The organism is Pseudomonas sp. ACN5, assembly GCF_002303975.1.
In the GTDB taxonomy this organism is placed as follows: domain Bacteria; phylum Pseudomonadota; class Gammaproteobacteria; order Pseudomonadales; family Pseudomonadaceae; genus Aquipseudomonas; species Aquipseudomonas laurylsulfatiphila.
This window is the reverse complement of sequence record NZ_MRCP01000002.1, coordinates 335066-359406: the sequence shown is the minus strand read 5'-3', so window position 1 is coordinate 359406 and position 24341 is coordinate 335066. Positions and strand designations below refer to the sequence as shown.

Below are 24341 nucleotides of genomic sequence, written 5' to 3'. Positions count from 1 at the left end.
GTGTTGCATCGACGCTGAGCGCCAGTCAAGAGAGAGCCCGTCATGTCCCAGTTGCCGTCCCTGAGCCAGTTACACGACCCCAATGCCTTTCTGCGCCGCCACCTAGGACCCGATGCCGCCGAGCAACAGGCGATGCTCGACAGCCTTGGCCTGGGCAGCCGGGTCGAATTGATCGAGCAAACCGTGCCGCCGGGCATCCGCCTCAACCGGGCGCTGGACCTGCCCCCGGCCCTCGATGAAGAGGCCGCCCTGGCCAGGCTGCGTGGGTATGCCGAGCAGAACCAGGTCTGGACCAGCCTGATCGGCATGGGCTACCACGGTACCCTCACTCCGGCGGTCATTCTGCGTAACGTGCTGGAAAATCCCGGCTGGTACACCGCGTACACACCCTATCAACCGGAGATCGCCCAAGGGCGGCTCGAAGCGCTGCTGAACTTCCAGCAATTGACCATCGATCTGACCGGTCTGGAGCTGGCCAACGCCTCGCTGCTCGATGAGGCCACCGCCGCGGCGGAAGCCATGGCCCTGGCCAAGCGGGTCGCCAAGTCCAAAAGCAACCTGTTCTTTGTCGACGAAAACTGCCACCCGCAAACCATTTCCGTAGTGCAGACCCGCGCCGAAGGTTTCGGCTTCGAGCTGATCGTCGACGCTGTGGATAACTTGAAGCAGCACCAGGTGTTCGGCGCGCTGCTGCAATACCCTGACACCCACGGCGAGATCCACGACCTGCGGCCGCTGATCGATCACCTGCACGCGCAACAGGCCCTGGCCTGTGTCGCCACGGATTTACTGAGCCTGTTGCTGCTGACCCCGCCGGGTGAACTGGGCGCCGATGTGGTGTTCGGCTCGTCCCAGCGGTTTGGTGTGCCTATGGGCTACGGTGGGCCGCACGCGGCATTTTTTGCCAGCCGCGATGAGTACAAACGGGCGATTCCCGGGCGCATCATCGGTGTTTCCAAAGATGCGCGAGGCAACACCGCCCTGCGCATGGCCCTGCAAACCCGCGAGCAGCACATTCGCCGGGAGAAGGCCAACTCCAACATCTGCACGGCCCAGGTGCTGCTGGCCAATATCGCCAGTTTCTATGCGGTCTACCACGGCCCGGAAGGGCTCAAGCGGATCGCCCAGCGGGTTCACCGGCTGACCTGCATCCTGGCCGCCGGGCTTGAGCGCAAGGGTATCACCCGGGTCAACCGGCACTTCTTCGACACCCTGACGCTGGAAGTCGGCGGAACCCAGACTGCGATCATCGAAAGTGCCCGGGCCGCGCAGATCAACCTGCGCATTCTCGGGCGCGGCCAACTGGGCTTGAGCCTCGACGAGGCCTGCGACGAAACCACCGTGGAGAGGCTGTTCGACGTGTTTCTGGGGGCCGATCACGGGCTCAGTATCGAGGACCTGGATGCCGAAGTCCTGCCTGGCGGAATTCCCCAAGGGTTGGTGCGAACTTCGCCTTATCTGCGCCATCCGGTATTCAGCGCCCATCACAGCGAAACCGAGATGCTGCGCTACCTCAAGCAACTGGAAAACAAGGACCTGGCGCTCAATCAATCGATGATCCCGCTGGGCTCCTGCACCATGAAGCTCAACGCCACCAGCGAGATGATCCCGATCACCTGGCCGCAGTTCGCCAACCTGCACCCGTTCGTGCCGAAAGAGCAGGCCGCCGGGTACGGGCTGATGATCGAGGAACTGGAACGCTGGTTGTGCGCGATCACCGGTTTCGATGCCATCTGCATGCAGCCCAACTCCGGTGCCCAAGGCGAATACGCCGGGCTGCTGGCGATCCGCAAATACCATGAGAGCCGGCAACAGGGCGGCCGCGATATCTGCCTGATTCCTTCGTCGGCGCACGGCACCAATCCCGCGTCGGCGCAAATGGCCGGGATGCGCGTGGTGATCGTCGAGTGTGACGAGGCGGGCAACGTCGACCTGGATGACCTCAAGGAAAAAGCCGCGCAGGCCGCCGACAAACTCGCCTGCCTGATGGCGACCTATCCTTCGACCCATGGCGTGTACGAGGAAGGCATCAGCGAAATCTGTGAAGTGATCCACCAGCATGGCGGTCAGGTGTACATGGATGGCGCCAACCTCAACGCCCAGGTCGGGCTGGCGCGGCCGGCGGATATCGGCGCCGATGTTTCGCACATGAACCTGCACAAGACCTTCTGCATTCCCCATGGTGGCGGCGGTCCTGGCATGGGCCCGATTGGTGTTCGGGCACATCTGGCGCCGTTCGTGGCCAACCATCCGGTGGTGCCGATCGACGGGCCGCAGCCGCAAAATGGCGCCGTCAGCGCAGCGCCCTGGGGCAGCGCAAGCATTCTGCCAATCAGCTGGATGTACATCGCCATGATGGGGCCGCAACTGGCGGACGCCAGCGAAGTGGCGATCCTGGCTGCGAATTACCTGGCGCGGCATTTGTCCGGTGCCTTTCCGGTGCTCTACACCGGGCGCAACGAACGGGTGGCCCACGAATGCATCCTTGACCTGCGGCCGCTCAAGGCGTTGACCGGCATCACCGAAGAGGATGTCGCCAAGCGCCTGATGGACTACGGCTTCCATGCTCCGACCATGTCGTTCCCGGTGCCGGGGACGCTGATGGTCGAGCCGACCGAAAGTGAATCGAAGGCGGAGCTGGACAGGTTTATCGGGGCGATGCTGAGCATCCGCGCGGAAATCAACGAGGTGCAGAACGGTAACTGGCCGGCGGAAGAAAACCCGTTGAAAGGTGCGCCCCATACGCTGGCCGATATCACCGGCGTGTGGGAGCGGCCGTACAGCATCGAGCAAGCCGTCACGCCGGACGCGCATACCAAGGCCCACAAATACTGGCCGGTGGTGAACCGGGTGGACAATGTGTATGGGGATCGGAACCTGTTTTGTGCGTGTGTGCCGGTTGACGACTACCGCTGACCTCCCAGGCAATACATAACCCCTGTGGGAGCGGGCTTGCTCGCGAATGCGGTGTGACAGTCAATGAAGTTTTTACTGATCCACCGCATTCGCGAGCAAGTCGGATCGCCGCACCGCCGCTCCCACAGGGTTTTGTGTGGGACAAAAAAATGCCGCTCATGTGAGCGGCATTTTTCATTCGCAACGCTTATTCAGACGCCACGGCATTCTTCGCCAGGATCGCGTTCGCCAACTCCATGTCCGTGGCTTGCAGGCCCGGGTTGTCGGCGCGGACTTTCTGCATGGCCGCTTCCAGGTACGGGCCGCGGATACCGCCATCACTGGCGACGAAGCTGCTGGCATCGTCCTGGGCTGCGACGACCAACTTGTGATCCTTGGATGTCAGATAGCTCGAACCGGTGGTTGCACCGGACGTAAGAACGTTACGCCAAAAAGTATCGGCCATCGCCGAACCGACAGGCAGGGACAACAGCGCGACGGTAGCGACAGCAAGTTTGAAACGCATGACAGGGTGACTCCACTGGGTTGACTACGCGGTTGGATTGCCAACCCCCAATCGAGTTCCGTGACTGCCTATTCCGTCGTTTCGACCAGCAGGATCGCGCCTTGCTGGCCGACCACTCGCACGCGGCTGCCAATGGCAGCGTCCGGCCCGCGGGCCATCCACACGCCGTCGGCCACCTTGATTTTGCCGCGACCGTCGACAATTGCTTCATGCACCACGAAGGTCTTGCCGATCAGTTCCTGGCCACGCAGGTTCAGGTGCGGCTGATCGCTCAGGCGAGTCGCTGTGCGCTGACGCCGCCACCAGTACAAGGCGGTGGCGATCGACAGCAGGCCGAACAACAGAAATTGCCATTCCCACGACAGGCCTGGCAGGAAGAAGGTCAGGACACCCACGGCAGCCGCTGCCATACCGATCCACAGCAGGTAGCCGCCGGCGCCGAACACTTCAAGAATCAACAACACCGTGCCCAGCGCCAACCAGTCCCAGAACGAAAGATGCTGCAAAAATGCCCACATGGCGCGCCTCAGGCTTTCTTGTTATCGAAAGTGGCTTTGACGATTTCGCCAATGCCGCCCACCGCGCCGATCATCGAACTGGCTTCCAGCGGCATCAGGATCACTTTGCTGTTGTTGGCCGAAGCCAGGTTGCCCAGCGCGTCGATGTACTTCTGCGCCACGAAGTAGTTGACCGCTTGCACGTTACCGCTGGCAATCGCTTCGGACACCACTTTGGTGGCCTGGGCTTCTGCCGCGGCTTGCCGCTCCCGGGCTTCGGCCTCCAGAAAGGCGGCCTGCCGACTGCCTTCGGCTTCGAGGATCTGCGCCTGCTTCTTGCCTTCGGCAGTCAGGATCGCTGCGGCACGCAGGCCTTCGGCCTCGAGGATCTGTGCACGCTTGATTCGTTCGGCTTTCATCTGCCCACTCATCGCCGCCATCAGGTCGGCGGGTGGGCTGATGTCCTTGATCTCGATCCGGGTGATCTTGATGCCCCACGGCGCGGTCGCTTCATCGACGGTGCGCAGCAGTTTTTCGTTGATGCCGTCGCGCTGGCTGAGCATGGCGTCGAGCTCCATCGAGCCGAGCACCGTGCGGATGTTGGTTTGTAACAGGTTACGAATGGCGTGCTCGAGGTTGTTGACCTCGTAGGCAGCCTGGGCCGTGTTGACCACCTGGAAGAAGCACACGGCGTCGATTTGCACCGTGGCGTTGTCGGCGGTGATGACTTCCTGTGGTGGAATATCCAGCACGCTTTCCATCACATTCATCTTGCGCCCGATGCGGTCCATGACCGGAACGATGACGTTCAGCCCCGGTTTGAGCGTGTTGGTGTAGCGCCCGAAACGCTCGACGGTCCATTCAAAACCCTGGGGCACGACCTTGAAGCCCATGAACAGAATGGCGACCACCAGGCCGACAAAAAGCAAAAGCACACTACCGATCTGCATAACGATTCCTTGTTGATGTGTGGATCTGTGGAGTAGCAATCGTTGGAGTGTAGCGGTGCCGATGGCGGATAAGAACAGCCGGGCTCAGTTCTGCTCGCTCTGGGGCGTCACGCGCAGAACCTCCTCGATGGTCGTCAGCCCGGCGGCGACCTTTTGCGCCCCCGACAGCCGCAGGCTGCGCATGCCTTCCTTGAATGCCTGGCGTCGCACGGCCAGCAGATCGGTATCGGGACTGATCAACGCTTTGATGCCATCGCTGAGTTGCATGATTTCGTAGACCCCGGCGCGGCCGCGATAACCGGTATCGCGGCATTCCACGCAACCGACGGCGCGCTGGGCATTGCCTGGCAGCGGTGCCTGCCAGGGGCGGGTCAGGGTTTGCCAATCGTCTTCGCCCAGCGCCAGTGGCGCCTTGCAGTGCGGGCACAGGGTTCGCACCAGTCGCTGGGCCATGACGCCAAGCACTGTGGCCTTGATCAGGTAATGCGGCACGCCGAGTTCCAGCAGGCGGCTGATGGCGCCGGGCGCATCGTTGGTGTGCAGGGTCGATAGCACCAGGTGCCCGGTGAGCGCCGCCTGGATCGCCATTTCCGCGGTTTCGAGGTCGCGGATTTCGCCGATCATGATGATGTCCGGGTCTTGCCGCATCAGCGCACGCACGCCGGCGGCGAAGGTCAGGTCGATGTTGTGCTGGACCTGCATCTGGTTGAAGGCCGGCTCGACCATTTCAATCGGGTCTTCGATGGTGCAGAGGTTGACCTCCGGCGTCGCCAGTTTTTTCAGGGTGGTGTAGAGGGTGGTGGTCTTGCCCGACCCCGTCGGCCCGGTGACGAGGATGATGCCGTGGGGCTGGCGGGTCATGTCCTGCCAGCGGCGCAGGTCGTCGGTGGAGAAGCCGAGTTGGTCGAAGTCCTTGAGCAGGACGTCCGGGTCGAAGATCCGCATGACCATTTTTTCGCCGAAGGCGGTGGGCAGAGTCGACAAACGCAGTTCAACTTCGCCGCCGTCCGGGGTCTTGGTTTTCACCCGACCGTCCTGGGGTTTGCGTTTCTCCGCGACGTTCATGCGCCCCAGGGTTTTCAGGCGACTGACGATGGCCATGGTGACCTGGGGCGGGAATTGATAGACGTTGTGCAGCACGCCGTCGATGCGAAAGCGCACCGTGCCTTGCTCGCGACGGGGCTCGATGTGGATGTCGCTGGCGCGTTGCTGGAACGCGTACTGGAACAGCCAGTCGACGATGTTGACGATGTGGGCATCGTTGGCGTCCGGCTCCTGGTCGCTGGCGCCGAGGTTGAGCAACTGTTCGAAATTGCCGAGGGTGCTGACGTGCGGGTCGGCGCTGTTGGCCCCGGTGACCGACTTGGCCAGACGGAAAAATTCGACGCTCAAGCGCTGGATGTCCACCGGGTTGGCCACCACGCGCTTGATCGGCAATTTGAGCACGTGGGTCAGGTCAGCCTCCCAGCCGCTGACATAAGGCTGGGCGCTGGCCACGGTCACCGCATCACGGTCGATCGCTACCGCGAGGATCTTGTGGCGCTGGGCGAAGGCATAGGACATCAGCGGGGTCACGGCCGCGACGTTGATTTTCAACGGATCGATGCGCAGATAAGGCTGTCCGGCCTGCCGGGACAGCCACAGGGTCAGGCTTTCCAGGTCCAGCAGTTTGCCGGGGCGGCTGAGGTCGCCCAACTGTTGGCTGGCAATGAACTCCAGCGGATGCATTTGGCCATGGGTAGCGTTGCGGCGGCGGGCATTGAGCGCGTGTTCGGCTGAATCCTGGCTGATAAAGCCCTGCGCAACCAGTTCGCGCAGCACATCATTGAGATCCAGCCAGCGGTCCTGAAAGGCGAGTTGTACGGACATGCGGGCTCCTTTTGAACGACAGTGCGCAAAGGATAGCCGTGGCCCGGCTGACCGCTGGGCCACTACCCGACGAAGCCGTTTCGGCGTTTTTCAGCCCGCCGCCTGTAGCGTCTCGGCCCAGGCAGAGTCAGCTTCCTGCAGCTCAACCGAGCAGACGCAGATCAGGTTACGAAGTTTTTCCGCTATCACTTGCGCGCGGTGCCAGCTCAAACCGTCGATGACGATATCGATAGTCAGCCAGTCGTCCTGGCGCTGCACGTTGACCTGTTCCGGCGTGAGCAATTGCAAGGCGAACAGATTGAGGACGCGACACAGCAGGTCCGGTTCGGCCTCGGCCAGCATTTGATAGTGAACACGGCAATGGGCATTGCTGACGCTCCAGACATCGGCGCGGGCAGGTGGGGTGTTCAGGGCTTCGAGATACGGCATGGTCAGGCTCCAGAATTACTGGAGAAATATTTACATCCTGTGCCGGGTATTTCTTCTCTATGATTGGTCAAATGGCAGGCATGCAGACTTAATCAATTCACCTATTTAGATATTAAAGGTTTTTTTATGCAAAGCGAACTGGACAGCTACGACCGCAAGATCCTCGCCTTGCTGCAAGAGGACGCTTCGCTCTCCAGCGCGCAGATCGCCGAGCAGGTGGGGCTCTCGCAATCGCCTTGCTGGCGGCGGATTCAGCGGATGAAAGAGGAGGGCATCATTCGCGGCCAGGTGACCTTGCTCGACCGCAAGAAAATCGGCCTGAACACGCAGATCTTCGCGGAGGTGAAACTCAATGCCCACGGGCGTTCGAACTTCACCGAATTCACCGAGGCGATTCGCGGCTTTCCGGAGGTGCTGGAGTGTTATGTGCTGATGGGGGCGGTGGATTTTCTGCTGCGGATTGTCACGGCGGACATCGAGGCGTACGAGCGCTTCTTCTTCGAGAAGCTGTCGATGGTGCCGGGGATTCAGGAGGTCAACTCGATCGTGGCGTTGTCGGAGATCAAGTCGACCACCAGTTTGCCAGTCTGAAATGTGTAGTGAATGTGCTGGCCTCTTCGCGGGCAAGCCCACTCCCACAGGGTTTCGGTGATGCCCTGTGGGAGCGGGCTTGCCCGCGAAGGCGGTATTACAGACGCAGCAGCATTTTCCAGGCACGGTTCTGATACACCGCAATCGCCTGCTGCTTGCGCGCATCCAGGACTTCGTCGGTGATCGATTCGTTGGCCAGTTGCGCCAGTTTGTTCAGCTCGCCGTACAGGCGATCCATTTCCGGGATCTCCAGCACGTTACGCGCATGGTGCAGCCAGACCTGGATGCGTTCGATGCGCGGCAGTTGCTCGGCCAGGTCTTCCGGTTGTTGCTGATAGCGTTGCAATTGCAACGAAGTGGCTTCTTCGCCCAGCAGGCGCGGCAACCAGCTGCCCAGTTGCGCAGCGCCCTGGCGATTGCCACGGGTGTTGCGGTCGGCAGCCCAGGTGCGGGCCAGCAGCCAGCGTGAGGTCGTCAGTGAGAACAGGCCCCAGCGCGGGTCTTCGAGTTCTTCAAGGAACTGCTCGGGCGCGGCTTTGCGCACGTCTTCATCGTCCAGGCCGGCCTGGACCAGCGGACGCCAGTCTTCCAGCAAGGCATCAAGGGCGATGCGCAGGTCGTGAGTTGACTGACGTGGTGCGGCTTGACCCAGGCTGCTGATCAGCGCGCGCATTTCGGCCAGGCACTCGACCCAGTCCTGCAACAAGCGCCAGTGACCGTTGAAGCGATATTGCTCGGCCAGGCGCTGGCTGCTGCCGAGCAGGTGCCAGCTCAGCGCGGCGAACGCGTCGTCCAGCGGCGTTTCAGCAGAGATCTGCGGCGCCGGCAGGCTCAATGAATAGCTATGGGCGTCGTACAGGCGATAACCGCGCTCGGCCTTGCTGATATCGCATGGCATCAGCGCCAGTTTTTCGGCCAGCTCGGCGGCCAGCTCCAGCAATGCGGCCGGCTCGCCTTCACGCAGCTCCAGCTCCAGCTCGCAGATTTCTTCTTTCTGCTTGCCGACCACGACGTGGCCAAGGTCCAGGGCGGCTTCGATGACCACTTTGGTCTTGCCGCGGCCCCAGGCGATTTCCGCGCGCTCGCGGACGAAGTCGGTGGTGAAGATCGGCTTCAGGGTTTTTTTGTCCAGTTCGGCCAGTTCCTCGGGCCAGCATTCGCCGTCGAGTTTCTTCAGGTCGAGCTTGGCTTTGGGCAGGTTCCAGTCGTACTCGTTACGCACCGACAGGCCGGCGACGCTCTGGCCGCGGGTCTTGAGGGTCTGGATCACTTCTTCGCCATCCTTGCGCAGGCGCAGGGCGACTTTGGCCTGGGCCAGATCGCGCTCTGGGGTGTCGAAGTACTGATTCATCAACTCACGGCGTTCCCAGCCACTTTTGTTGCGCTTTTTCAGTAAGGGGTGCTCGCGCAGGGCGGCGAGGGTTTCGCGGCTGACGCGGAGTTTGATTTCGGTTTCTTTCTGCATGGCCGGAAAATCCAGGATCGGGAGCGCAGCCGGGGGAATGTGTGGCTGCCAAGGTCGTGCAGTGTACAGGACTCAAGGTTAGTACGCGCCGAGACGGTTTATTCCTGTCATCGGTTGGTTCTATGATGAACCTCAATTCGGGTGCCGGGAGTCAGCGATGCCATTGCCGTCGATGAAAGAACAGTTCGCTGCGCTGATCGCCGCGCCGTCCGTCAGTTGTACCCAGCCCAGACTCGATCAAAGCAACCGTCCGGTCATCGATCTGTTGGCGACGTGGCTCGGTGAGCTGGGTTTTACCTGCGAGATCCAGCAGGTCAACCCCGGCAAGTTCAACCTGCTGGCCAGTTTCGGTTCCGGCCCCGGCGGCCTGGTGCTGGCCGGGCACAGCGACACCGTGCCGTTCGACGGTGCGCTGTGGCAAACCGACCCGCTGAAGCTGACGGAAGTCGACGGTCGTTGGGTCGGCCTGGGCAGTTGCGACATGAAGGGCTTTTTTGCCCTGGCGATCGAGGCGGTCATACCGCTGCTCGATCAGCCGTTCAAACAGCCGTTGCTGATTCTCGCCACCTGCGATGAAGAAAGCTCGATGTCCGGTGCCCGCGCGCTGGCCGAAGCGGGGCGGCCGCTGGGACGGGCAGCGGTGATCGGCGAGCCGACCGGGCTCAAGCCGATCCGCATGCACAAAGGCATCATGATGGAACGCATCGACATCCTCGGGCAGAGCGGTCACTCTTCCGACCCGCGCCTGGGCCACAGCGCCCTGGAAGCCATGCACGATGCCATGGGCGAACTGCGTGGCCTGCGCTTGTTGTGGCAGCGCGAATTTCGCAATCCACAGTTTGGCGTGCCGATGCCGACGATGAACTTCGGCTGCATCCATGGCGGTGACAATCCCAACCGCATCTGCGGCCAGTGCTCGCTGGAATTCGATTTGCGACCGTTGCCCGGCATGGACCCCAAGGTCCTGCGTGCCGAGATCCTGCAGAAGCTCAAGCCGGTTGCCGAGCGGCATCAGGTCAAGATCGATTACGCGCCGTTGTTCCCCGACGTGCCGTCGTTCGAACAGGCCGAGGACGCAGAGCTGGTGCGCCTTGCCGAAAAGCTCACCGGTCACAGCGCCGAAGCAGTGGCGTTTGGCACCGAAGCACCTTATCTTCAGCGCCTTGGCTGTGAAACGCTGGTGCTTGGCCCGGGTGATATCGCTTGCGCCCATCAGCCGGGGGAATACCTCGAAATGTCACGTTTGCAGCCTACGGTGCATCTATTAAGGCAACTGATCGAACACTATTGCCTGACACCGGCCCAAACTGAGGCCCTGTAGGAACGAGCTTGCTCGCGATGAACGCAAGGGCCACGCGTCCATTCAGACAGGTCGCGTAATCGTTGAAGTCCATCGCGAGCAAGCTCGCTCCTACAGGGGCTGTGATTTGCCTGACAAGCCGTATAAATTGCCGATGTCCCAACCCGTATTCATGAGGAGAGCGCGCGTGTCGCCAAGCCTGTTCCGACGATAACCATCAGCCCGCTGTGCGTTTTCAGTTTCGCCCTTTTTTCGGCTGCTATTTATTACAGGCCCAGGTTCATGCCCGAATACGTCAATTGGCTTCGTCACGCTTCGCCTTACATCAACGCCCACCGCGATTGCACCTTTGTCGTCATGCTGCCCGGCGACGGCGTTGAACACCCGAACTTCGGCAATATCGTCCACGACCTGGTGCTGTTGCACAGCTTGGGCGTGCGCCTGGTGCTGGTTCACGGCTCCCGCCCGCAGATCGAAGCGCGCCTCGCGGCCCGTGGCCTGACCCCGCATTACCATCACGGCATGCGTATCACCGATGCCGCGACCCTGGAGTGCGTGATCGACGCGGTTGGCCAGTTGCGCATTGCCATCGAGGCTCGCCTGTCGATGGACATGGCTTCGTCGCCCATGCAGGGCTCGCGCCTGCGGGTGGCCAGCGGCAACCTGGTGACGGCACGGCCGATCGGCGTGCTTGAAGGCGTCGACTATCACCACACCGGCGAAGTGCGCCGGGTCGACCGCAAGGGCATCAACCGTCTGCTGGACGAGCGCTCGATCGTGCTGCTGTCGCCGCTGGGCTATTCGCCGACCGGTGAGATTTTCAACCTGGCCTGCGAAGACGTCGCCACCCGCGCGGCCATCGACCTGGGTGCCGACAAGCTGCTGCTGTTCGGTGCCGACCTGGGCCTGATCGACGAACACGGGCGCCTGGTGCGCGAACTGCGTCCGCAGCAAGTGCCGGCGCATCTGCAACGCCTGGGCAGTAACTATCAGGCAGAGTTGCTCGATGCCGCTGCCGAGGCTTGCCGTGGCGGCGTGGCCCGCAGCCATATCGTCAGTTACGCCGAAGACGGTGCGTTGTTGACCGAGCTGTTCACTCGCGACGGCGGCGGCACCCTTGTGGCCCAGGAACAGTTCGAAGTGGTACGCGAAGCGGCCATTGAAGACGTCGGTGGTTTGCTGGATTTGATCAGTCCGCTGGAAGAGCAGGGCATCCTGGTGCGCCGTTCCCGCGAGGTGCTGGAGCGCGAAATCGAGCAGTTCAGTGTGGTTGAACGCGAAGGCATGATCATCGCCTGTGCGGCGCTGTATCAGATCGCCGATTCGGACGCGGGTGAACTCGCGTGTCTGGCGGTGAATCCAGAGTACCGTCATGGCGGTCGCGGTGATGAGCTGCTGGAGCGTATTGAAACCCGCGCGCGGGCGCAGGGATTGAAAACCTTGTTCGTCCTCACCACCCGCACCGCGCACTGGTTCCGCGAGCGTGGCTTTGAACCTAGCAGCGTCGACCGGCTGCCGTCGGCGCGGGCGTCGCTGTACAACTATCAGCGTAATTCCAAGATCTTCGAAAAAGCCCTTTGATCAGGATGCGGTCCCTGTAGGAGCGAGCTCGCTCGCGAAAATCGTGAACGATAACGCGTAAAACCAGATGTCCCGTGGCGTCCTTGGGTTTTTCGCGAGCAAGCTCGCTCCTACAGAGGTCGGTGGTGTTACTCAGTGACAAACTTCGCGCTGACATACGGCGAATAATCCGGCAGCACCGTCTCCACTTTCCCTTGCTCCTTCAAGAATTTCGCCGTCTCGCCAATGGCCTTGGCCGTGCCGCCGTCCAGCAGCGCGGTGCTCTGTTGCGCCTTGGCATCGGGGAATGCGGAACCGGCCAGTAACTCCGGCACATCGGCGGCGTTAGCACCGGTCAGTTTGGCGATTTTCTGGACGGGCACCGAATCAACGGTCCATTGGTCCTTATGGGCGGCGTAGTCGGCGAACGAATCCAGGGTGACCTTGGCGAATTTGGCTACCACCTCTGGGTGCTTCTCTGCGTAATCCTTGCGCGCCACCCAGACCTCAAAGGTTGGCGCGCCCCATTGGCCGACCTGCGCAGCGTCGGTCAGGGTCTTGCCAGTCTTGCGGATTTCTCCCAGTGCGGGCGACCAGACAAACGCGCCGTCAATATCACCACGCTTCCAGGCTGCCGCGATTTCCGCCGGCTGCAGGTTCACCACTTTGACTTTCGAACTGTCCAGGCCCCAGTGCTTCAGCGCACCGAGCAGGCTGTAGTGGGAGGTTGAAACGAAAGGCGTGGCGATGGTCTTTCCGATCAGATCTTGCGGTTTTTCGATGCCGCTGCCGTTACGTACCACCAGCGCTTCGGCGGCATTGATCTGGGCCGAGACGATGAACGCGACAATCGGCAGGTTGCGCGAGGCGGCAGCGGCCAGCGGACTGGAGCCGAGATTGCCGATTTGCACATCGCCCGAGGCAATCGCCGTGACCACTTCCGGGCCGCTGTTGAAGCGCCGCCAGTCGATGGGCTGGCCGATGGTTTTTTCATAAAGGCCATCGGCCTGGGGGACTTTGCTGGGGTCGATTCCGGTTTGATAACCGACGGTGAGGTTCGCCGCCTGAGCGGTGAAAGAAAGTGCGAGAGATACACAAACTGTAACAATTGATCCGGATAGTGCGCGTTTGGTCGTCATGGGGCCGCCTTTCGGTAAAGGATTTGTTTCCGAATTGCGTCAAAACTAAACGATATAAAAAAGTAAAAATAAATACCTATTAGGAATTAGCTTATGAGCCAAACCCTCTATTCAGGGGGTTTCTCGAAATTGGGAGCTAAATTCCTAAACGGTATTAGAAAAGAATCGAGTAATTCTTTTCAGGTTCATGACGAGTTCATGACCCTGCAGGGACCAAAAAACCGGGGGTTAGACTATGGTCGTAGACACACATGGTTACGATTGACTTGTGGGTCACGGTCTGGCGCTAATCGCGCATCTTAGGATTTCGGGCGACGACTCGAGACCAGGAATACAAGAATTAGAATCGAGAGGAGCTTCACAATGAACAAGTCCACCTTGGCTTTGGCCGTGGCCGTAGGGGTAGTGGCGCAGCAGGCAGGCGCAGCAGGTTTCCTGGAAGACAGCAAGGCGTCCATCAGTTCCCGGACCATGTATTACAACAACGATAACCGTGAAGGCGGTGCGGATCAGAGAGAGTCCGCAGAAGGCCTGAAATTCGATTATCTGTCCGGTTTCACCCAAGGCACAGTCGGTTTCGGTATCGACGCCCAGGCACTGCTGGGTATCCACCTGGACGGCGGCAAGGGTCACCACCCAGACAACAACACCTTCTTCCCAAGCGACAGCGATGGTTCGGCCGTGTCCGAATGGAGCCGTGCAGCCGCTAACGTCAAGGCGCGCTTCTCGAAGACCGAAGCCCACCTGGGTGGCGCTCTGGCACCCAACTTGCCGATCCTGGTCGCGAACGACAGCCGTCTGCTGCCACAGACCTTTGACGGTGGCACCATCACTTCGAAAGAAATCGACAACGTAACCTTCAACGCAGGCCAGTTGGAGCATTCGGCAGGTCGCGCCTCTTCGAACTCCACCGGCCTGGCCGTGGCTGGCGGTACAGAGGGCAGCAACAAGTTCTACTACGGTGGTGCTGACTGGAAGGTCACCAAGGACCTGACCCTGCAGTACTACCACTCGAATCTGAAGGACTACTACAAGCAGGATTTCCTGGGCTTGATCCACGTGCTACCGATCAGCGCCAACCAGTCCTTCAAGACGGATATTCGTTACTTCGACAGCAGCTCCGACGGCAGGAACGGTGATCCGGGTTTCCGTTTCAACAACAACAACGGTTTCGCCAAGAATCCGGGCGAGGTCGATAACAAGACCTGGAGCGCCATGTTCACCTACACCCTGGGCGGCAACGCTTTCCTGCTCGGTCATCAGCGCGTCAGCGATGACGGTGGTTTTGTCTACCTGAACCAGGGCAACGTGGTCGATGGCAATGGCCGTCCGGAAGGGAACGGCGGCGCCAGCTTCTACCTGTTCACCGACTCCATGATCAACGGATTTGTTCGTGCCGGTGAAAACACCACTTTCGGCCAGTACTCCTATGACTTCGCAGCGCTGGGTGTGCCGGGCCTGAAAACTTCGATCGCCTACCTGCACGGCGATGACATCAAGGCGACCAACGGCAGTGGTCCTGACAGCTCCGAGTGGGAGCGCGACATGCGGATCGACTACACCATCCAGCAGGGTGCTCTCAAAGGTTTCGGCGTAACGCTGCGTAATGGCGTCTACCGTGGCAGTGAAGTCTCCAACAACCCTGACGTTGACCAGACTCGCCTGATCTTCAACTACACCTACAGCTTCCTGTAACAAGCCTTGTGAAAAAGCCTCGCCGGTTGGCGGGGTTTTTTTTGAGCTGATTTTTATATTCCATAATGATCTTTGTTGATTATTTATTATTCTTTTTAGTTTTTATTCATCCCGCTTAAAGTGCGCCTGTCCGACACTCATCCCTGAGCTCGGATTCGGCATTTTCGTCCCTCGACAATTGATCAGTTTCAGGAATCGGCCTTGCCGCCGATACCTCGATTCTGCCGTGGGAAGCCATATTCCGCAGTGCTATTAAAAACACTTAAACAATTCTTTCTGGCTTTAAGGCCATGTATCCTGCGGCCCGCCAAACGACCGGCCTAGACGGTTTGCCGCGAATTTATGCATTCAGGATCCCGGGCAATCGATTCGGGACCAGGAACATCAGAACTAGAAACGAGAGGAGCGAAACATGAACAAATCCACCTTGGCCATGGCTGTGGCCGTCGGGGTATTGGCCCAGCAGGCAAACGCCGCGGGTTTCATCGAAGACAGCAAGGCAACACTGGGGCTGCGTAACTTCTATATCAACACTGACTACCGCGACGGTACCGGTCCCAACAAAAACGAAGAGTGGGGCCAAGGCTTCGATCTGCGTTTCATCTCCGGTTACACCCAAGGCACCGTCGGTTTCGGTATCGATGCGATCGGCCTGTTGGGCGTCAAGCTGGATTCGGGCGGCGGTACCAACGGTGCCACGGCGACCTCTTACGGCGGCACGGTTTTCCCGAGCAAATCCAATGGCGAGGCGGTAGATGATTTCTCCAGCCTGGGCCTGACCGCCAAAGCCAAGGTTTCCCAGACTGAACTGAAGCTGGGCACCCTGCAGCCGAAAAACCCGGTGATCGTGACCAACGATGGTCGTCTGCTGCCGCAAACCTGGCAGGGTGGCCAGATCACTTCCGCCGAGATCAAGGACCTGTCGCTGGTCGGTGGTCAGATCGAAGCCGTTAAAGGCCGTAACTCCAGCAACAACGATCAAATGTCGATTTCCGGTGCGAACACTCGCGGTACCAAGTTCCGCGACAGCAACAAGTTCATCTATGCCGGTGGCGACTACAAGATCACCAAGGACCTGACGGCCCAGTACTACTACGGCAAGCTGGAAGAGTTCTACAAGCAGCACTTCCTGGGTCTGGTTCACAACTGGGCAATCGGCCCGGGCGTGTTGAAGTCGGATTTCCGTTATTTCAACAGCTCTGATGATGGTGCCAACGGTCACGACCCGCTGTATTACACCACTGGCAATTACAACGCGCCAAACGGTAAAGGCAAGGTCGACAACAACCTGTACAGCGGCCTGTTCCTGTATTCGGTTGCCGGTCATACCTTCGGTGGCGGTTATCAGGTCAGCAACGGCAGCAGCGACTTCCCTTGGCTGAACCAGGGTGACGGTTCGTCGAACTACACCATCACCGATTCGCAAATCCAGAAGTTCGGCCGTGCGGGCGAGAAAACCTGGCAAGCACGTTACTCGTTCGACTTCGCCAAGGTCGGCGTGCCTGGCCTGACCGCGGGTCTGGTGTACCTGCACGGCGACAGCATCGATACCGTCAACGCCAAGGGTGGCCAGGCGGCCAACGGTGCTTCCGAGTGGGAGCGTGACCTGAGTGTTGCCTACGTGGTGCAGGAAGGTCCGTTGAAGAACCTGGGCCTGGCGTGGAAAAACGCTACCTGGCGCACCGATCTGCCGAACACCCGTTCGCAGGACGAAAACCGCCTGATCGTCAGCTACTCGATCCCGCTGTTGTAATAGCGCTCGCGTAACCGATGCAAAAAAGCCCCGCCCGGTATTGCACCGGGCGGGGCTTTTACATGTTCAGGACGGGTTCACCCCCGTAATCCCGTCCTGAAGTTCCCTCTTTGCAGCAACTCAAGGCCTTCTCGAACCTCGTGGTCGATCTTCGACGGGTTGTGCATGAACGTCCAGTGAACAGATCTTTAATATTTCTTAATGATCTAAATAAATCGATATTTATTCTTTTTAATAGATAAAAAACACAGGCACAGTTGAACCCATCAAGCACTCACAAGGAGCAGCACCATGGGTCTCAGACTGGGCGATATCGCCCCCGATTTCGAACAGAACTCCAGCGCCGGCATCATCCGTTTCCACCAGTGGCTGGGCGATAGCTGGGGTGTGCTGTTTTCCCATCCGGCGGATTTCACGCCGGTATGCACCACCGAACTGGGTTTCACCGCCAGGCTCAAGGATGAGTTCGCGGCACGCGGTGTCAAGGCTATCGCACTGTCCGTGGACCCTGTGGAGTCGCATCACCGATGGATCGAGGACATCAATGAGACGCAGAGTACCGTGGTCAACTTTCCGATCCTGGATGACGCCGACCGCAAGGTCTCGGACCTCTACGACCTGATCCATCCCAACGCCAACGACACCCTGACCGTGCGTTCGCTGTTCGTGATCGATCCGAACAAAAAGGTTCGGTTGACGATTACCTACCCGGCGAGCACCGGGCGCAATTTCAACGAAATCCTGCGGGTGATCGACTCGCTGCAACTCACCGACAACTACAAGGTGGCCACGCCGGCCAACTGGCAGGACGGTGATGAAGTGGTGATCGTGCCGTCGCTCAAGGATGAAGAGGAAATCAAACAGCGCTTTCCCAAGGGCTATCGGGCGGTCAAGCCTTACTTGCGCCTGACGCCGCAGCCCAATCGGTAAGTCACCGGTATCGGCGGTGTGGCTGATGCCGTCTTCGCGAGCAAGCCCGCTCCCACATTTGTCCGCGTCCATCTGGGGGAGCGGGCTTGCTCGCGAAGGCGTCGGGTCAGACACCACAAGCACCCACAAAGCAGGGGATTTCAGGCCGTTTCGACGGCCTTTTTTTTGCTCGAATGAAGTCGATTTGTATATTTCTTTAAAGAATAACCAAATGAATAAATATGATTTATGGATATATAAATCAGCTGTTAAGGTCACTCCATCGAAGCGAGATCGCAAACCGCGAATCGCCAACACCGCTCAAGGAATCGTCTGAATGTTGGTCGTCTCACTCGGAGGCAGTCCCAGTCAGCGCTCCCGTTCCGGGGTGCTGCTGGACCGCTCCAAGCGTTGGTTGCAAGAACAGGGCGTGGAGGTGGTGAGTTATCAGGTACGGGACTTCCCGGCCGAAGACTTGCTGCATGCACGCTTCGACAGCCCGAAGGTCATTGACCTGCTGCAACAGATAGAAAACGCCGATGGCCTGCTGATCGCTACGCCGGTGTACAAGGCTTCGTTCTCCGGCGCGTTGAAAACCGTGCTGGATCTGCTGCCCGAACGCGCCCTGAGCCACAAGGTGGTGTTGCCGATGGCAACCGGCGGCAGCATCGCCCACATGCTGGCGGTGGACTACGCGCTCAAGCCGGTGCTGTCGGCGTTGAAAGCCCAGGAAATGCTCCACGGGATTTTCGCCGTCGACAGCCAGATCGCTTACGGCGAAGGCAGCGCCCTGGCGCAGTTGGCGCCCGAGTTGGAACAGCGCCTGGACGAGTCGCTGGAGCTGTTTCTCAGTGCCATGGCACGACGGCCCAAGCCGCTCGATCCGAACCTGTTGAATGAACGTTTGTTGAGTGCTCGCTGGAGCATATGAGCTCCACCGAACATTAGCCCCACCCGAAAATTGAAGTACTGGCCTTACTCGCCCGACAACGGGCAAGCAGGTGCAGCCAAAACCCAACTGCAAAAGGAGAGCGCCATGCGCCCTGTCATTTTGCGTCGTGGTCTGGTCGCTCTGTTTGCTGCGGCTGTCACCTTCGGCGCCATTACTCAAGCCCAGGCCGAGACGTTACGAATCGGCTATCAGAAATACGGCACCCTGGTGCTGCTCAAAGCCAAAGGCACCCTGGAAAAACGCCTCGCTGCCCAAGGCGTGGACGTGCAATGGACTGAATTCCCCGGTGGCCCGCAACTGCTTGAAGGCTTGAACGTCGGCTCCATCGACTTCGGCGTTACCGGCGAAACCCCTCCCGTGTTCGCTCAAGCGGCTGGCGCTGATCTGCTCTACGTAGCCTACGAACCGCCAGCGCCGCACAGTGAGGCGATTCTGGTGCCGAAGGACTCGCCGATCAAGTCGGTGGCAGAGCTCAAGGGCAAGAAGGTCGTGCTCAACAAGGGCTCCAACGTTCACTACCTGCTGGTGCGTGCGCTGGAAGACGCCGGCCTCAAATACACCGACATCCAGACCGTCTTCCTGCCGCCGGCCGATGCCCGCGCTGCGTTCGAGCGTGGCAGTGTCGACGCCTGGGTCATCTGGGACCCGTACCAGGCCGCCGCCGAACAACAGTTGCAAGCGCGCACCCTGCGCGATGGCCAAGGCATCGTCGACAACCATCAGTTCTACCTGGCGACCAAACCCTACGCGCAAAAAAATCCCGAGGTGATCAAGACCCTGGTCGAAGAAGTGCGCGCAGTGGGCGACTGGTCACGGGCCAATCCTGAAGACGTGACCCAGCAAGTCTCGCCACTGCTCGGCCTGTCGGCAGACATCACCCGCACTTCGGTGAAACGCCAGGGCTACGGCGCGTTGTTCCTGACTCCGGAAGTGGTCGCGGCGCAGCAGAAAATCGCCGACACCTTCTACCAGCTCAAGCTGATTCCAAAGCAATTGAGCATCAAAGACGTGATCTGGACGCCGCCGGCCGCCGTTGCGAAAGCCCAATAATTCGATCCCCCAAGGAGACCACTCCATGAGCCTCAATATCTTCTGGTTCCTGCCTACCCACGGCGACGGCCATTACCTTGGCACCGCCGAAGGCGCACGCGCCGTTGACCACGGTTACCTGCAACAAGTCGCGCAAGCGGCGGACCGACTGGGTTTCGGCGGCGTGCTGATTCCCACCGGGCGCTCCTGCGAAGATTCGTGGCTGGTGGCGGCGTCGCTGATCCCGGTGACCCAGCGTTTGAAATTCCTTGTCGCCCTGCGCCCCGGGATCATTTCCCCGACGGTGGCGGCGCGTCAGGCCGCGACCCTGGATCGGCTGTCCGGCGGTCGTGCGCTGTTCAACCTGGTGACGGGCGGTGATCCGGAAGAGTTGGCGGGCGATGGTCTGTTCCTCAGCCACGAAGAACGCTACCAGGCGTCCGTGGAGTTCACCCGTATCTGGCGTCGCGTGCTGGAAGGTGAAACCGTTGATTACGACGGCCAGCACATCAGCGTGAAGGGCGCGAAACTGCTCTATCCACCGATCCAGCAGCCGCGCCCGCCGCTGTACTTCGGCGGCTCTTCGGATGCCGCGCAAGACCTGGCTGCCGAACAGGTGGAAATGGTCCTGACCTGGGGCGAGCCGCCAGCCGCCGTGGCGGAAAAAATCGAACAGGTCCGGGCCAAGGCCGCGAAGCTCGGACGCACCGTGCGCTTTGGCATTCGCCTGCACGTGATTGTGCGCGAAACCAACGATGAAGCCTGGAAAGCCGCGGATCGACTGATCTCCCATCTCGACGACGACACCATCGCTCGTGCCCAGGCGTCGCTGGCGCGCTTCGATTCGGTCGGTCAGCAGCGCATGGCCGCATTGCATGGCGGCAGCCGCGACAACCTGGAAGTCAGCCCGAATCTGTGGGCCGGTGTCGGCCTGGTGCGTGGCGGTGCCGGTACGGCGCTGGTGGGCGATGGCCCGACCGTGGCCGCCCGCGTGAAGGAGTACGCGGACCTCGGCATCGACACCTTTATTTTCTCCGGTTATCCACACCTGGAAGAGTCGTACCGAGTCGCCGAACTGCTGTTCCCGCACCTCGATGTCGAGCGTCCTGAACTGCCGAAAAGTGCGGGCTACGTGAGTCCGTTCGGCGAGATGGTCGCCAACGACATTCTGCCCAAAGCCGCGTCCCAGAGCTGAGGCGCGGTCATGAAGAAAATCATCCACAGTCTCGCGCCCTGGGCGTTGCCGGTGTTGTTGCTGGCGGTGTGGCAGTTGAGTGTGTCGGCGGGCTGGTTGTCGACACGGATTCTGCCGGCGCCGGTTGCCGTGATCGAAGCTGGCGTGAGCCTGGTGCGTAGCGGCGAAATCTGGACGCACCTGGCGATCAGTGGCTGGCGTGCCGCGCTGGGCTTCACTATCGGCGGCGGCATCGGCCTGACGCTCGGCTTCATCACCGGCCTGTCGAAGTGGGGCGAACGCCTGCTCGACAGTTCGGTGCAGATGATCCGCAACGTGCCGCATCTGGCGCTGATTCCGCTGGTGATCCTGTGGTTCGGCATCGACGAGTCGGCGAAAATTTTCCTGGTGGCGCTGGGCACGTTGTTCCCGATTTACCTCAACACCTATCACGGCATCCGCAACGTCGACCCGGCATTGGTGGAGATGGCGCGCAGCTATGGCCTGACGGGTTTCAGCCTGTTCTGGCAGGTGATCCTGCCGGGGGCGCTGCCTTCGATTCTGGTTGGCGTGCGCTTCGCCCTGGGCTTCATGTGGTTGACGTTGATCGTCGCGGAAACCATCTCCGCCAGTTCCGGTATCGGTTATCTGGCGATGAATGCCCGGGAGTTCTTGCAGACCGACGTGGTGGTGCTGGCGATTTTGCTCTACGCGGTGCTCGGCAAACTGGCCGATCTCGCGGCCCGTGGACTTGAGCGTGTGTGGCTGCGCTGGCACCCGGCGTATCAGGTTGCCAAGGGAGGTGCGGCATGATCGCGGAACAACCTCCACGCCTGCTGCGCGGCATTCCGCTGGCGGTGCGCAAGCTGCAAAAAACCTTTGGCTCGCGGCAGGTGCTGCGCGAAATCGACCTGCACATTCCGGCGGGCCAGTTTGTCGCCGTGGTCGGTCGTAGTGGCTGCGGCAAAAGTACCTTGCTGCGTTTGCTCGCCGGCCTCGATCAACCAACCGGCGGCGAGTTACTCGCCGGTGCCGCAGCCTTGAGCGACGCTCGGGAGGACACACGGCTGATGTTCCAGGAAGCGCGTTTGCTGCCCTGGAAAAAGATCATCGACAACGTCGGTCTGGGCCTCAAGGGCAACTGGCGGCCGAAAGCGCTGGAAGCACTGGACGCACTGGACGCGGTGGGCCTGGCCGACCGCGCCAACGAATGGCCGGCAGCGTTGTCCGGTGGACAGAAGCAACGCGTGGCGTTGGCCCGTGCGTTGATTCATCAGCCGCGCCTGCTGTTGCTCGACGAACCCTTGGGTGCGCTGGATGCCCTGACCCGAATTGAAATGCAGCAACTGATCGAACGGCTCTGGCAGCAGCACGGCTTCACGGTGTTGCTGGTGACCCATGACGTCAGTGAAGCGGTGGCGATTGCCGATCGGGTGATCCTGATCGAAGACGGTGAAGTCGGCCTCGACCTGCACGTGGAACTGCCACGCCCTCGAGTGCGCGGCTCCCACCGGCTGGCGGCGCTGGAAACCGAAGTCCTCAATCGCGTGCTGGCGCTGCCCGGCCAACCACCGGAGCCGGAACCTGTTTCACCCTTGCCTACGCAATTGCGCTGGGCTCAATAACTCAAGTCTTACCCAACGACAGGAATCAACATCATGACTATCAAGGCCATCAACGTTCGCAACCAGTTCAAAGGCTCCATCAAGGAAATCGTCCTCGGCGACGTGCTGTCGGAAATCGACGTGCAGACCGCCTCAGGCATCGTCACTTCGGTGATCACCACGCGCTCGGTGAAAGAGCTGGAACTGGCGGTGGGCAGTGAAGTGATCGCGTTTGTGAAATCCACTGAGGTGTCGATCGCCAAGTTGTAAGTCACATGTGTAAACAACAACCCCGAAGGGATTGAGCCCTTCGGGGTTTTTGTGCATGTGTATCAGCGGTATTCGCGGCGCGGCCTTCGCGAGCAAGCCCGCTCCCACATCTGGAATGCATTCCCCTGTGGGAGCGGGCTTGCTCGCGAAGAGGCCGGCGTGACCAAGAAATATCTCAGGCTGGAATGCCGCGCTTGGGCAAATACGGCGGCAGATAAAGCCCCACATAAGCATCAAACACCCGCATCCCTTCCTCGGCCATGCGCGGCGTAATCTGCCCGTGCTGCTGCACCGAGCGTGCATACACCCGGTCGCCAAGCTCCATGGCCAGGGCGAACACATCGACATCATCCGGTAGCGTCGGCAGCTCGAAGTGGTGATCGAACAGCTTGTGCATCAGCTCGCCCAGTTCGAGGTCGTGCTGGCGGTCAGCTTGAGTGACTTCGGTCAGGCCGTGCTGGGCGAGGATCAGTTGGCGCGCGGCGGCGTCCTCTGCGTAGATGTCCAGCATGCGTTGTTCCACCAGGCGCGACAGGTCGCGCCAGCTGCCGAGGGCGTGATGATTGATGGGTGCTTGCAGGCACGCGCGGAAGGCCGCATGGACGTCGGCGGTCAAGGCTTCGAGCAACGCCGGGACGCTGGCGAAAAAGTGGTAGACCGAGGAAGGCGGGATCTCCGCACGCTCGGCGACGCTGTAGATCGACAGACTGGCCACGCCCTCGGCCGCCAGCAATGTGCGGGCCGCATCGAGTATCGAATCGATCCGCGCCTGGCTGCGTGCGCGGGGTTTGCGGGGGGTGGCTACGCGTGTCATTGAAGTCTCCTGCGGGGCAGCGGGCATTGTACGAGGCGGGTGGCACCTTGTCTGTATGGGCACCGCTGCCCAAATCCGGCGATCAGGATCGCTTAACCACCGACGTGCACACTCCGGCCGTTCAAGGGTTGAACCGGGCGTGCATTCATTGGATACAGCGCCTGGAACGCCTCCAGTTGCGCTCGGGATAATTGCACTGGCGTGGTCAGTACATTCCAGCGCACGCCTTCGGTACAAGGAGGTGTTGTCAGAGACCCCATGTAGAAATAGGCATTGAGGCTCGCAGGTAGTAGCTGTGCAACGTTTACCGTGTCCAGATGCGCAATACCGCCCGTGTGCTATGGCATGGCTGCCAGGATGGGTTCCAGGGCCGGGTTGTGTGCGCCTTCTTCAAACAGCAGGGCCACCACGGCCAGTTCGCCTGCGGCGTTGCGGTGAACCAGATGCGCGTCCAGTGGAAAGGCACGGCCCTGGATCATTTCTTCGCTTGGCGTATGGAAGTGCATTTGTACGAACGAGTAGCGGCCGGAGTCCAGGGTGATCCCTCCAGCGTCGACCGGTGTTACCTGAATCGTATGACCGTTATTCGACACCGTGGCTTTGCTTGGCTGATAAGCAACGTTCAGAGGTTCAATGTCAGTCTTGATCGCGTCACGGATATCGATAGGCGATTGTGTTTTGCCAGATGAGCAGAGGCTGTACTCGCTTTTCAGTTCGCCCCAGTTTTGCGGACCGTTGGGGGCCGAATAGCTCCATGCGGCCGTATCGTCGGCACCCGCCCAGGCGGTTGTGCACAAACCGGCGGCGATCAGAGTGATGGTTGCGCCCAATAGCTGTTTTTTCATGGTCGTTCTCACACGTAGGCAGGAAAACGGGAAGGCTCCCGGTGGCCGGAGTGTGAGGTTGTGGTGAGGATGTGG

At 60.4% G+C, this 24341-nt stretch carries 21 protein-coding genes and 1 pseudogene; 13 read left to right on the top strand and 9 right to left on the bottom strand.

What is annotated here, in order from left to right; all coding sequences use genetic code 11:
- The first annotated feature begins 42 nt into the window (after positions 1–42).
- Positions 43–2916 (top strand): aminomethyl-transferring glycine dehydrogenase, encoded by a 2874-nt coding sequence (gcvP, locus tag BSF40_RS04840; RefSeq protein WP_095964279.1) that lies wholly within the window; start codon positions 43–45, stop codon positions 2914–2916.
- A gap of 187 nt (positions 2917–3103) precedes the next feature.
- On the opposite strand, the gene BSF40_RS04835 is transcribed toward gcvP, so the two are convergent.
- The 5 genes from BSF40_RS04835 to BSF40_RS04815 all read right to left on the bottom strand — a co-directional run bounded on the left by BSF40_RS04835 (position 3104) and on the right by BSF40_RS04815 (position 7166).
- Positions 3104–3421, bottom strand: a complete 318-nt coding sequence (locus BSF40_RS04835; protein ID WP_085723777.1) for a DUF2388 domain-containing protein — start codon at positions 3419–3421, stop codon at positions 3104–3106.
- A gap of 68 nt (positions 3422–3489) precedes the next feature.
- Positions 3490–3939: an NfeD family protein gene (locus BSF40_RS04830; RefSeq protein ID WP_095964278.1), complete on the bottom strand. Its 450-nt coding sequence runs from the start codon at positions 3937–3939 to the stop codon at positions 3490–3492.
- Positions 3940–3947: 8 nt separating this feature from the next.
- A complete protein-coding gene (locus BSF40_RS04825; protein WP_095964277.1) occupies positions 3948–4868 on the bottom strand; it encodes an SPFH domain-containing protein in 921 nt (306 codons plus the stop codon).
- 84 nt (positions 4869–4952) lie between these two features.
- The gene (locus BSF40_RS04820) at positions 4953–6737 is read right to left on the bottom strand and encodes a GspE/PulE family protein (protein ID WP_095964276.1); all 1785 of its coding nucleotides are present in this window, start codon (positions 6735–6737) and stop codon (positions 4953–4955) included.
- A gap of 90 nt (positions 6738–6827) precedes the next feature.
- The gene (locus BSF40_RS04815; RefSeq protein ID WP_095964275.1) at positions 6828–7166 is read right to left on the bottom strand and encodes a hypothetical protein; all 339 of its coding nucleotides are present in this window, start codon (positions 7164–7166) and stop codon (positions 6828–6830) included.
- A gap of 126 nt (positions 7167–7292) precedes the next feature.
- On the opposite strand from BSF40_RS04815, the gene BSF40_RS04810 reads away from it, so the two are divergent.
- Positions 7293–7757 (top strand): Lrp/AsnC family transcriptional regulator, encoded by a 465-nt coding sequence (locus BSF40_RS04810; protein WP_008015415.1) that lies wholly within the window; start codon positions 7293–7295, stop codon positions 7755–7757.
- Positions 7758–7854: 97 nt separating this feature from the next.
- On the opposite strand, the gene BSF40_RS04805 is transcribed toward BSF40_RS04810, so the two are convergent.
- Entirely contained in the window at positions 7855–9222 is a 1368-nt protein-coding gene (locus tag BSF40_RS04805) for an inorganic triphosphatase (protein ID WP_095964274.1), read from the bottom strand.
- Positions 9223–9379: 157 nt separating this feature from the next.
- On the opposite strand from BSF40_RS04805, the gene argE reads away from it, so the two are divergent.
- Together argE and argA are read left to right on the top strand one after the other, a co-directional pair.
- Positions 9380–10543 (top strand): acetylornithine deacetylase, encoded by a 1164-nt coding sequence (gene argE / locus BSF40_RS04800; RefSeq protein ID WP_095964273.1) that lies wholly within the window; start codon positions 9380–9382, stop codon positions 10541–10543.
- 261 nt (positions 10544–10804) lie between these two features.
- Positions 10805–12103 carry an amino-acid N-acetyltransferase gene (argA, locus tag BSF40_RS04795; RefSeq protein ID WP_007978929.1) on the top strand — a complete coding sequence of 433 codons (1299 nt, stop codon included), beginning with the start codon at positions 10805–10807 and terminating at the stop codon, positions 12101–12103.
- A 128-nt stretch (positions 12104–12231) separates the two neighbouring features.
- Here the strand turns inward: argA and tauA are convergent, their stop codons facing one another.
- Positions 12232–13221 carry a taurine ABC transporter substrate-binding protein gene (tauA, locus tag BSF40_RS04790; RefSeq protein ID WP_095964272.1) on the bottom strand — a complete coding sequence of 330 codons (990 nt, stop codon included), beginning with the start codon at positions 13219–13221 and terminating at the stop codon, positions 12232–12234.
- Positions 13222–13584: 363 nt separating this feature from the next.
- Between tauA and BSF40_RS04780 the strand changes: the two genes are divergently transcribed.
- The 9 genes from BSF40_RS04780 to BSF40_RS04740 all read left to right on the top strand — a co-directional run bounded on the left by BSF40_RS04780 (position 13585) and on the right by BSF40_RS04740 (position 22607).
- The gene (locus BSF40_RS04780; protein ID WP_095964270.1) at positions 13585–14916 is read left to right on the top strand and encodes an OprD family porin; all 1332 of its coding nucleotides are present in this window, start codon (positions 13585–13587) and stop codon (positions 14914–14916) included.
- 412 nt (positions 14917–15328) lie between these two features.
- The gene (locus BSF40_RS04775) at positions 15329–16669 is read left to right on the top strand and encodes an OprD family porin (RefSeq protein WP_095964269.1); all 1341 of its coding nucleotides are present in this window, start codon (positions 15329–15331) and stop codon (positions 16667–16669) included.
- Between the two features lie 291 nt (positions 16670–16960).
- Positions 16961–17599 (top strand): peroxiredoxin, encoded by a 639-nt coding sequence (locus BSF40_RS04770; protein ID WP_015097285.1) that lies wholly within the window; start codon positions 16961–16963, stop codon positions 17597–17599.
- A 316-nt stretch (positions 17600–17915) separates the two neighbouring features.
- The gene (gene ssuE / locus BSF40_RS04765) at positions 17916–18509 is read left to right on the top strand and encodes an NADPH-dependent FMN reductase (RefSeq protein ID WP_015097283.1); all 594 of its coding nucleotides are present in this window, start codon (positions 17916–17918) and stop codon (positions 18507–18509) included.
- A gap of 105 nt (positions 18510–18614) precedes the next feature.
- Entirely contained in the window at positions 18615–19580 is a 966-nt protein-coding gene (locus BSF40_RS04760) for a sulfonate ABC transporter substrate-binding protein (protein WP_007976344.1), read from the top strand.
- A gap of 25 nt (positions 19581–19605) precedes the next feature.
- The gene (gene ssuD / locus BSF40_RS04755) at positions 19606–20754 is read left to right on the top strand and encodes an FMNH2-dependent alkanesulfonate monooxygenase (RefSeq protein ID WP_015097281.1); all 1149 of its coding nucleotides are present in this window, start codon (positions 19606–19608) and stop codon (positions 20752–20754) included.
- Positions 20755–20763: 9 nt separating this feature from the next.
- The gene (ssuC, locus tag BSF40_RS04750) at positions 20764–21546 is read left to right on the top strand and encodes an aliphatic sulfonate ABC transporter permease SsuC (protein WP_007976348.1); all 783 of its coding nucleotides are present in this window, start codon (positions 20764–20766) and stop codon (positions 21544–21546) included.
- The gene (gene ssuB / locus BSF40_RS04745) at positions 21543–22358 is read left to right on the top strand and encodes an aliphatic sulfonates ABC transporter ATP-binding protein (protein ID WP_095964268.1); all 816 of its coding nucleotides are present in this window, start codon (positions 21543–21545) and stop codon (positions 22356–22358) included. The genes ssuC and ssuB overlap by 4 nt, the downstream gene beginning before the upstream one ends.
- A 33-nt stretch (positions 22359–22391) precedes the next feature.
- Entirely contained in the window at positions 22392–22607 is a 216-nt protein-coding gene (locus BSF40_RS04740) for a molybdopterin-binding protein (RefSeq protein WP_007967989.1), read from the top strand.
- A gap of 175 nt (positions 22608–22782) precedes the next feature.
- Here BSF40_RS04740 and BSF40_RS04735 read toward each other — a convergent pair whose 3' ends face one another.
- A complete protein-coding gene (locus BSF40_RS04735; protein ID WP_095964267.1) occupies positions 22783–23421 on the bottom strand; it encodes a TetR/AcrR family transcriptional regulator in 639 nt (212 codons plus the stop codon).
- 92 nt (positions 23422–23513) lie between these two features.
- Positions 23514–24266, bottom strand: a pseudogene (locus tag BSF40_RS04730) (carbonic anhydrase).
- Positions 24267–24341 lie beyond the last annotated feature (75 nt).

Excerpts from the sequence above, each read along its gene's own strand:
- BSF40_RS04775 (WP_095964269.1), top strand. The coding sequence starts at position 15,329 with ATGAACAAATCCACCTTGGCCATGGCTGTGGCCGTCGGGGTATTGGCC.
- BSF40_RS04760 (WP_007976344.1), top strand. The coding sequence starts at position 18,615 with ATGCGCCCTGTCATTTTGCGTCGTGGTCTGGTCGCTCTGTTTGCTGCG.
- argE (WP_095964273.1), top strand. The coding sequence starts at position 9,380 with ATGCCATTGCCGTCGATGAAAGAACAGTTCGCTGCGCTGATCGCCGCG.
- ssuD (WP_015097281.1), top strand. The coding sequence starts at position 19,606 with ATGAGCCTCAATATCTTCTGGTTCCTGCCTACCCACGGCGACGGCCAT.
- BSF40_RS04830 (WP_095964278.1), bottom strand. The coding sequence starts at position 3,939 with ATGTGGGCATTTTTGCAGCATCTTTCGTTCTGGGACTGGTTGGCGCTG.
- ssuE (WP_015097283.1), top strand. The coding sequence starts at position 17,916 with ATGTTGGTCGTCTCACTCGGAGGCAGTCCCAGTCAGCGCTCCCGTTCC.
- BSF40_RS04735 (WP_095964267.1), bottom strand. The coding sequence starts at position 23,421 with ATGACACGCGTAGCCACCCCCCGCAAACCCCGCGCACGCAGCCAGGCG.
- BSF40_RS04805 (WP_095964274.1), bottom strand. The coding sequence starts at position 9,222 with ATGCAGAAAGAAACCGAAATCAAACTCCGCGTCAGCCGCGAAACCCTC.
- tauA (WP_095964272.1), bottom strand. The coding sequence starts at position 13,221 with ATGACGACCAAACGCGCACTATCCGGATCAATTGTTACAGTTTGTGTA.
- ssuB (WP_095964268.1), top strand. The coding sequence starts at position 21,543 with ATGATCGCGGAACAACCTCCACGCCTGCTGCGCGGCATTCCGCTGGCG.
- BSF40_RS04820 (WP_095964276.1), bottom strand. The coding sequence starts at position 6,737 with ATGTCCGTACAACTCGCCTTTCAGGACCGCTGGCTGGATCTCAATGAT.
- BSF40_RS04780 (WP_095964270.1), top strand. The coding sequence starts at position 13,585 with ATGAACAAGTCCACCTTGGCTTTGGCCGTGGCCGTAGGGGTAGTGGCG.
- BSF40_RS04810 (WP_008015415.1), top strand. The coding sequence starts at position 7,293 with ATGCAAAGCGAACTGGACAGCTACGACCGCAAGATCCTCGCCTTGCTG.
- ssuC (WP_007976348.1), top strand. The coding sequence starts at position 20,764 with ATGAAGAAAATCATCCACAGTCTCGCGCCCTGGGCGTTGCCGGTGTTG.
- BSF40_RS04835 (WP_085723777.1), bottom strand. The coding sequence starts at position 3,421 with ATGCGTTTCAAACTTGCTGTCGCTACCGTCGCGCTGTTGTCCCTGCCT.
- argA (WP_007978929.1), top strand. The coding sequence starts at position 10,805 with ATGCCCGAATACGTCAATTGGCTTCGTCACGCTTCGCCTTACATCAAC.
- BSF40_RS04815 (WP_095964275.1), bottom strand. The coding sequence starts at position 7,166 with ATGCCGTATCTCGAAGCCCTGAACACCCCACCTGCCCGCGCCGATGTC.
- BSF40_RS04825 (WP_095964277.1), bottom strand. The coding sequence starts at position 4,868 with ATGCAGATCGGTAGTGTGCTTTTGCTTTTTGTCGGCCTGGTGGTCGCC.
- BSF40_RS04770 (WP_015097285.1), top strand. The coding sequence starts at position 16,961 with ATGGGTCTCAGACTGGGCGATATCGCCCCCGATTTCGAACAGAACTCC.
- BSF40_RS04740 (WP_007967989.1), top strand. The coding sequence starts at position 22,392 with ATGACTATCAAGGCCATCAACGTTCGCAACCAGTTCAAAGGCTCCATC.
- gcvP (WP_095964279.1), top strand. The coding sequence starts at position 43 with ATGTCCCAGTTGCCGTCCCTGAGCCAGTTACACGACCCCAATGCCTTT.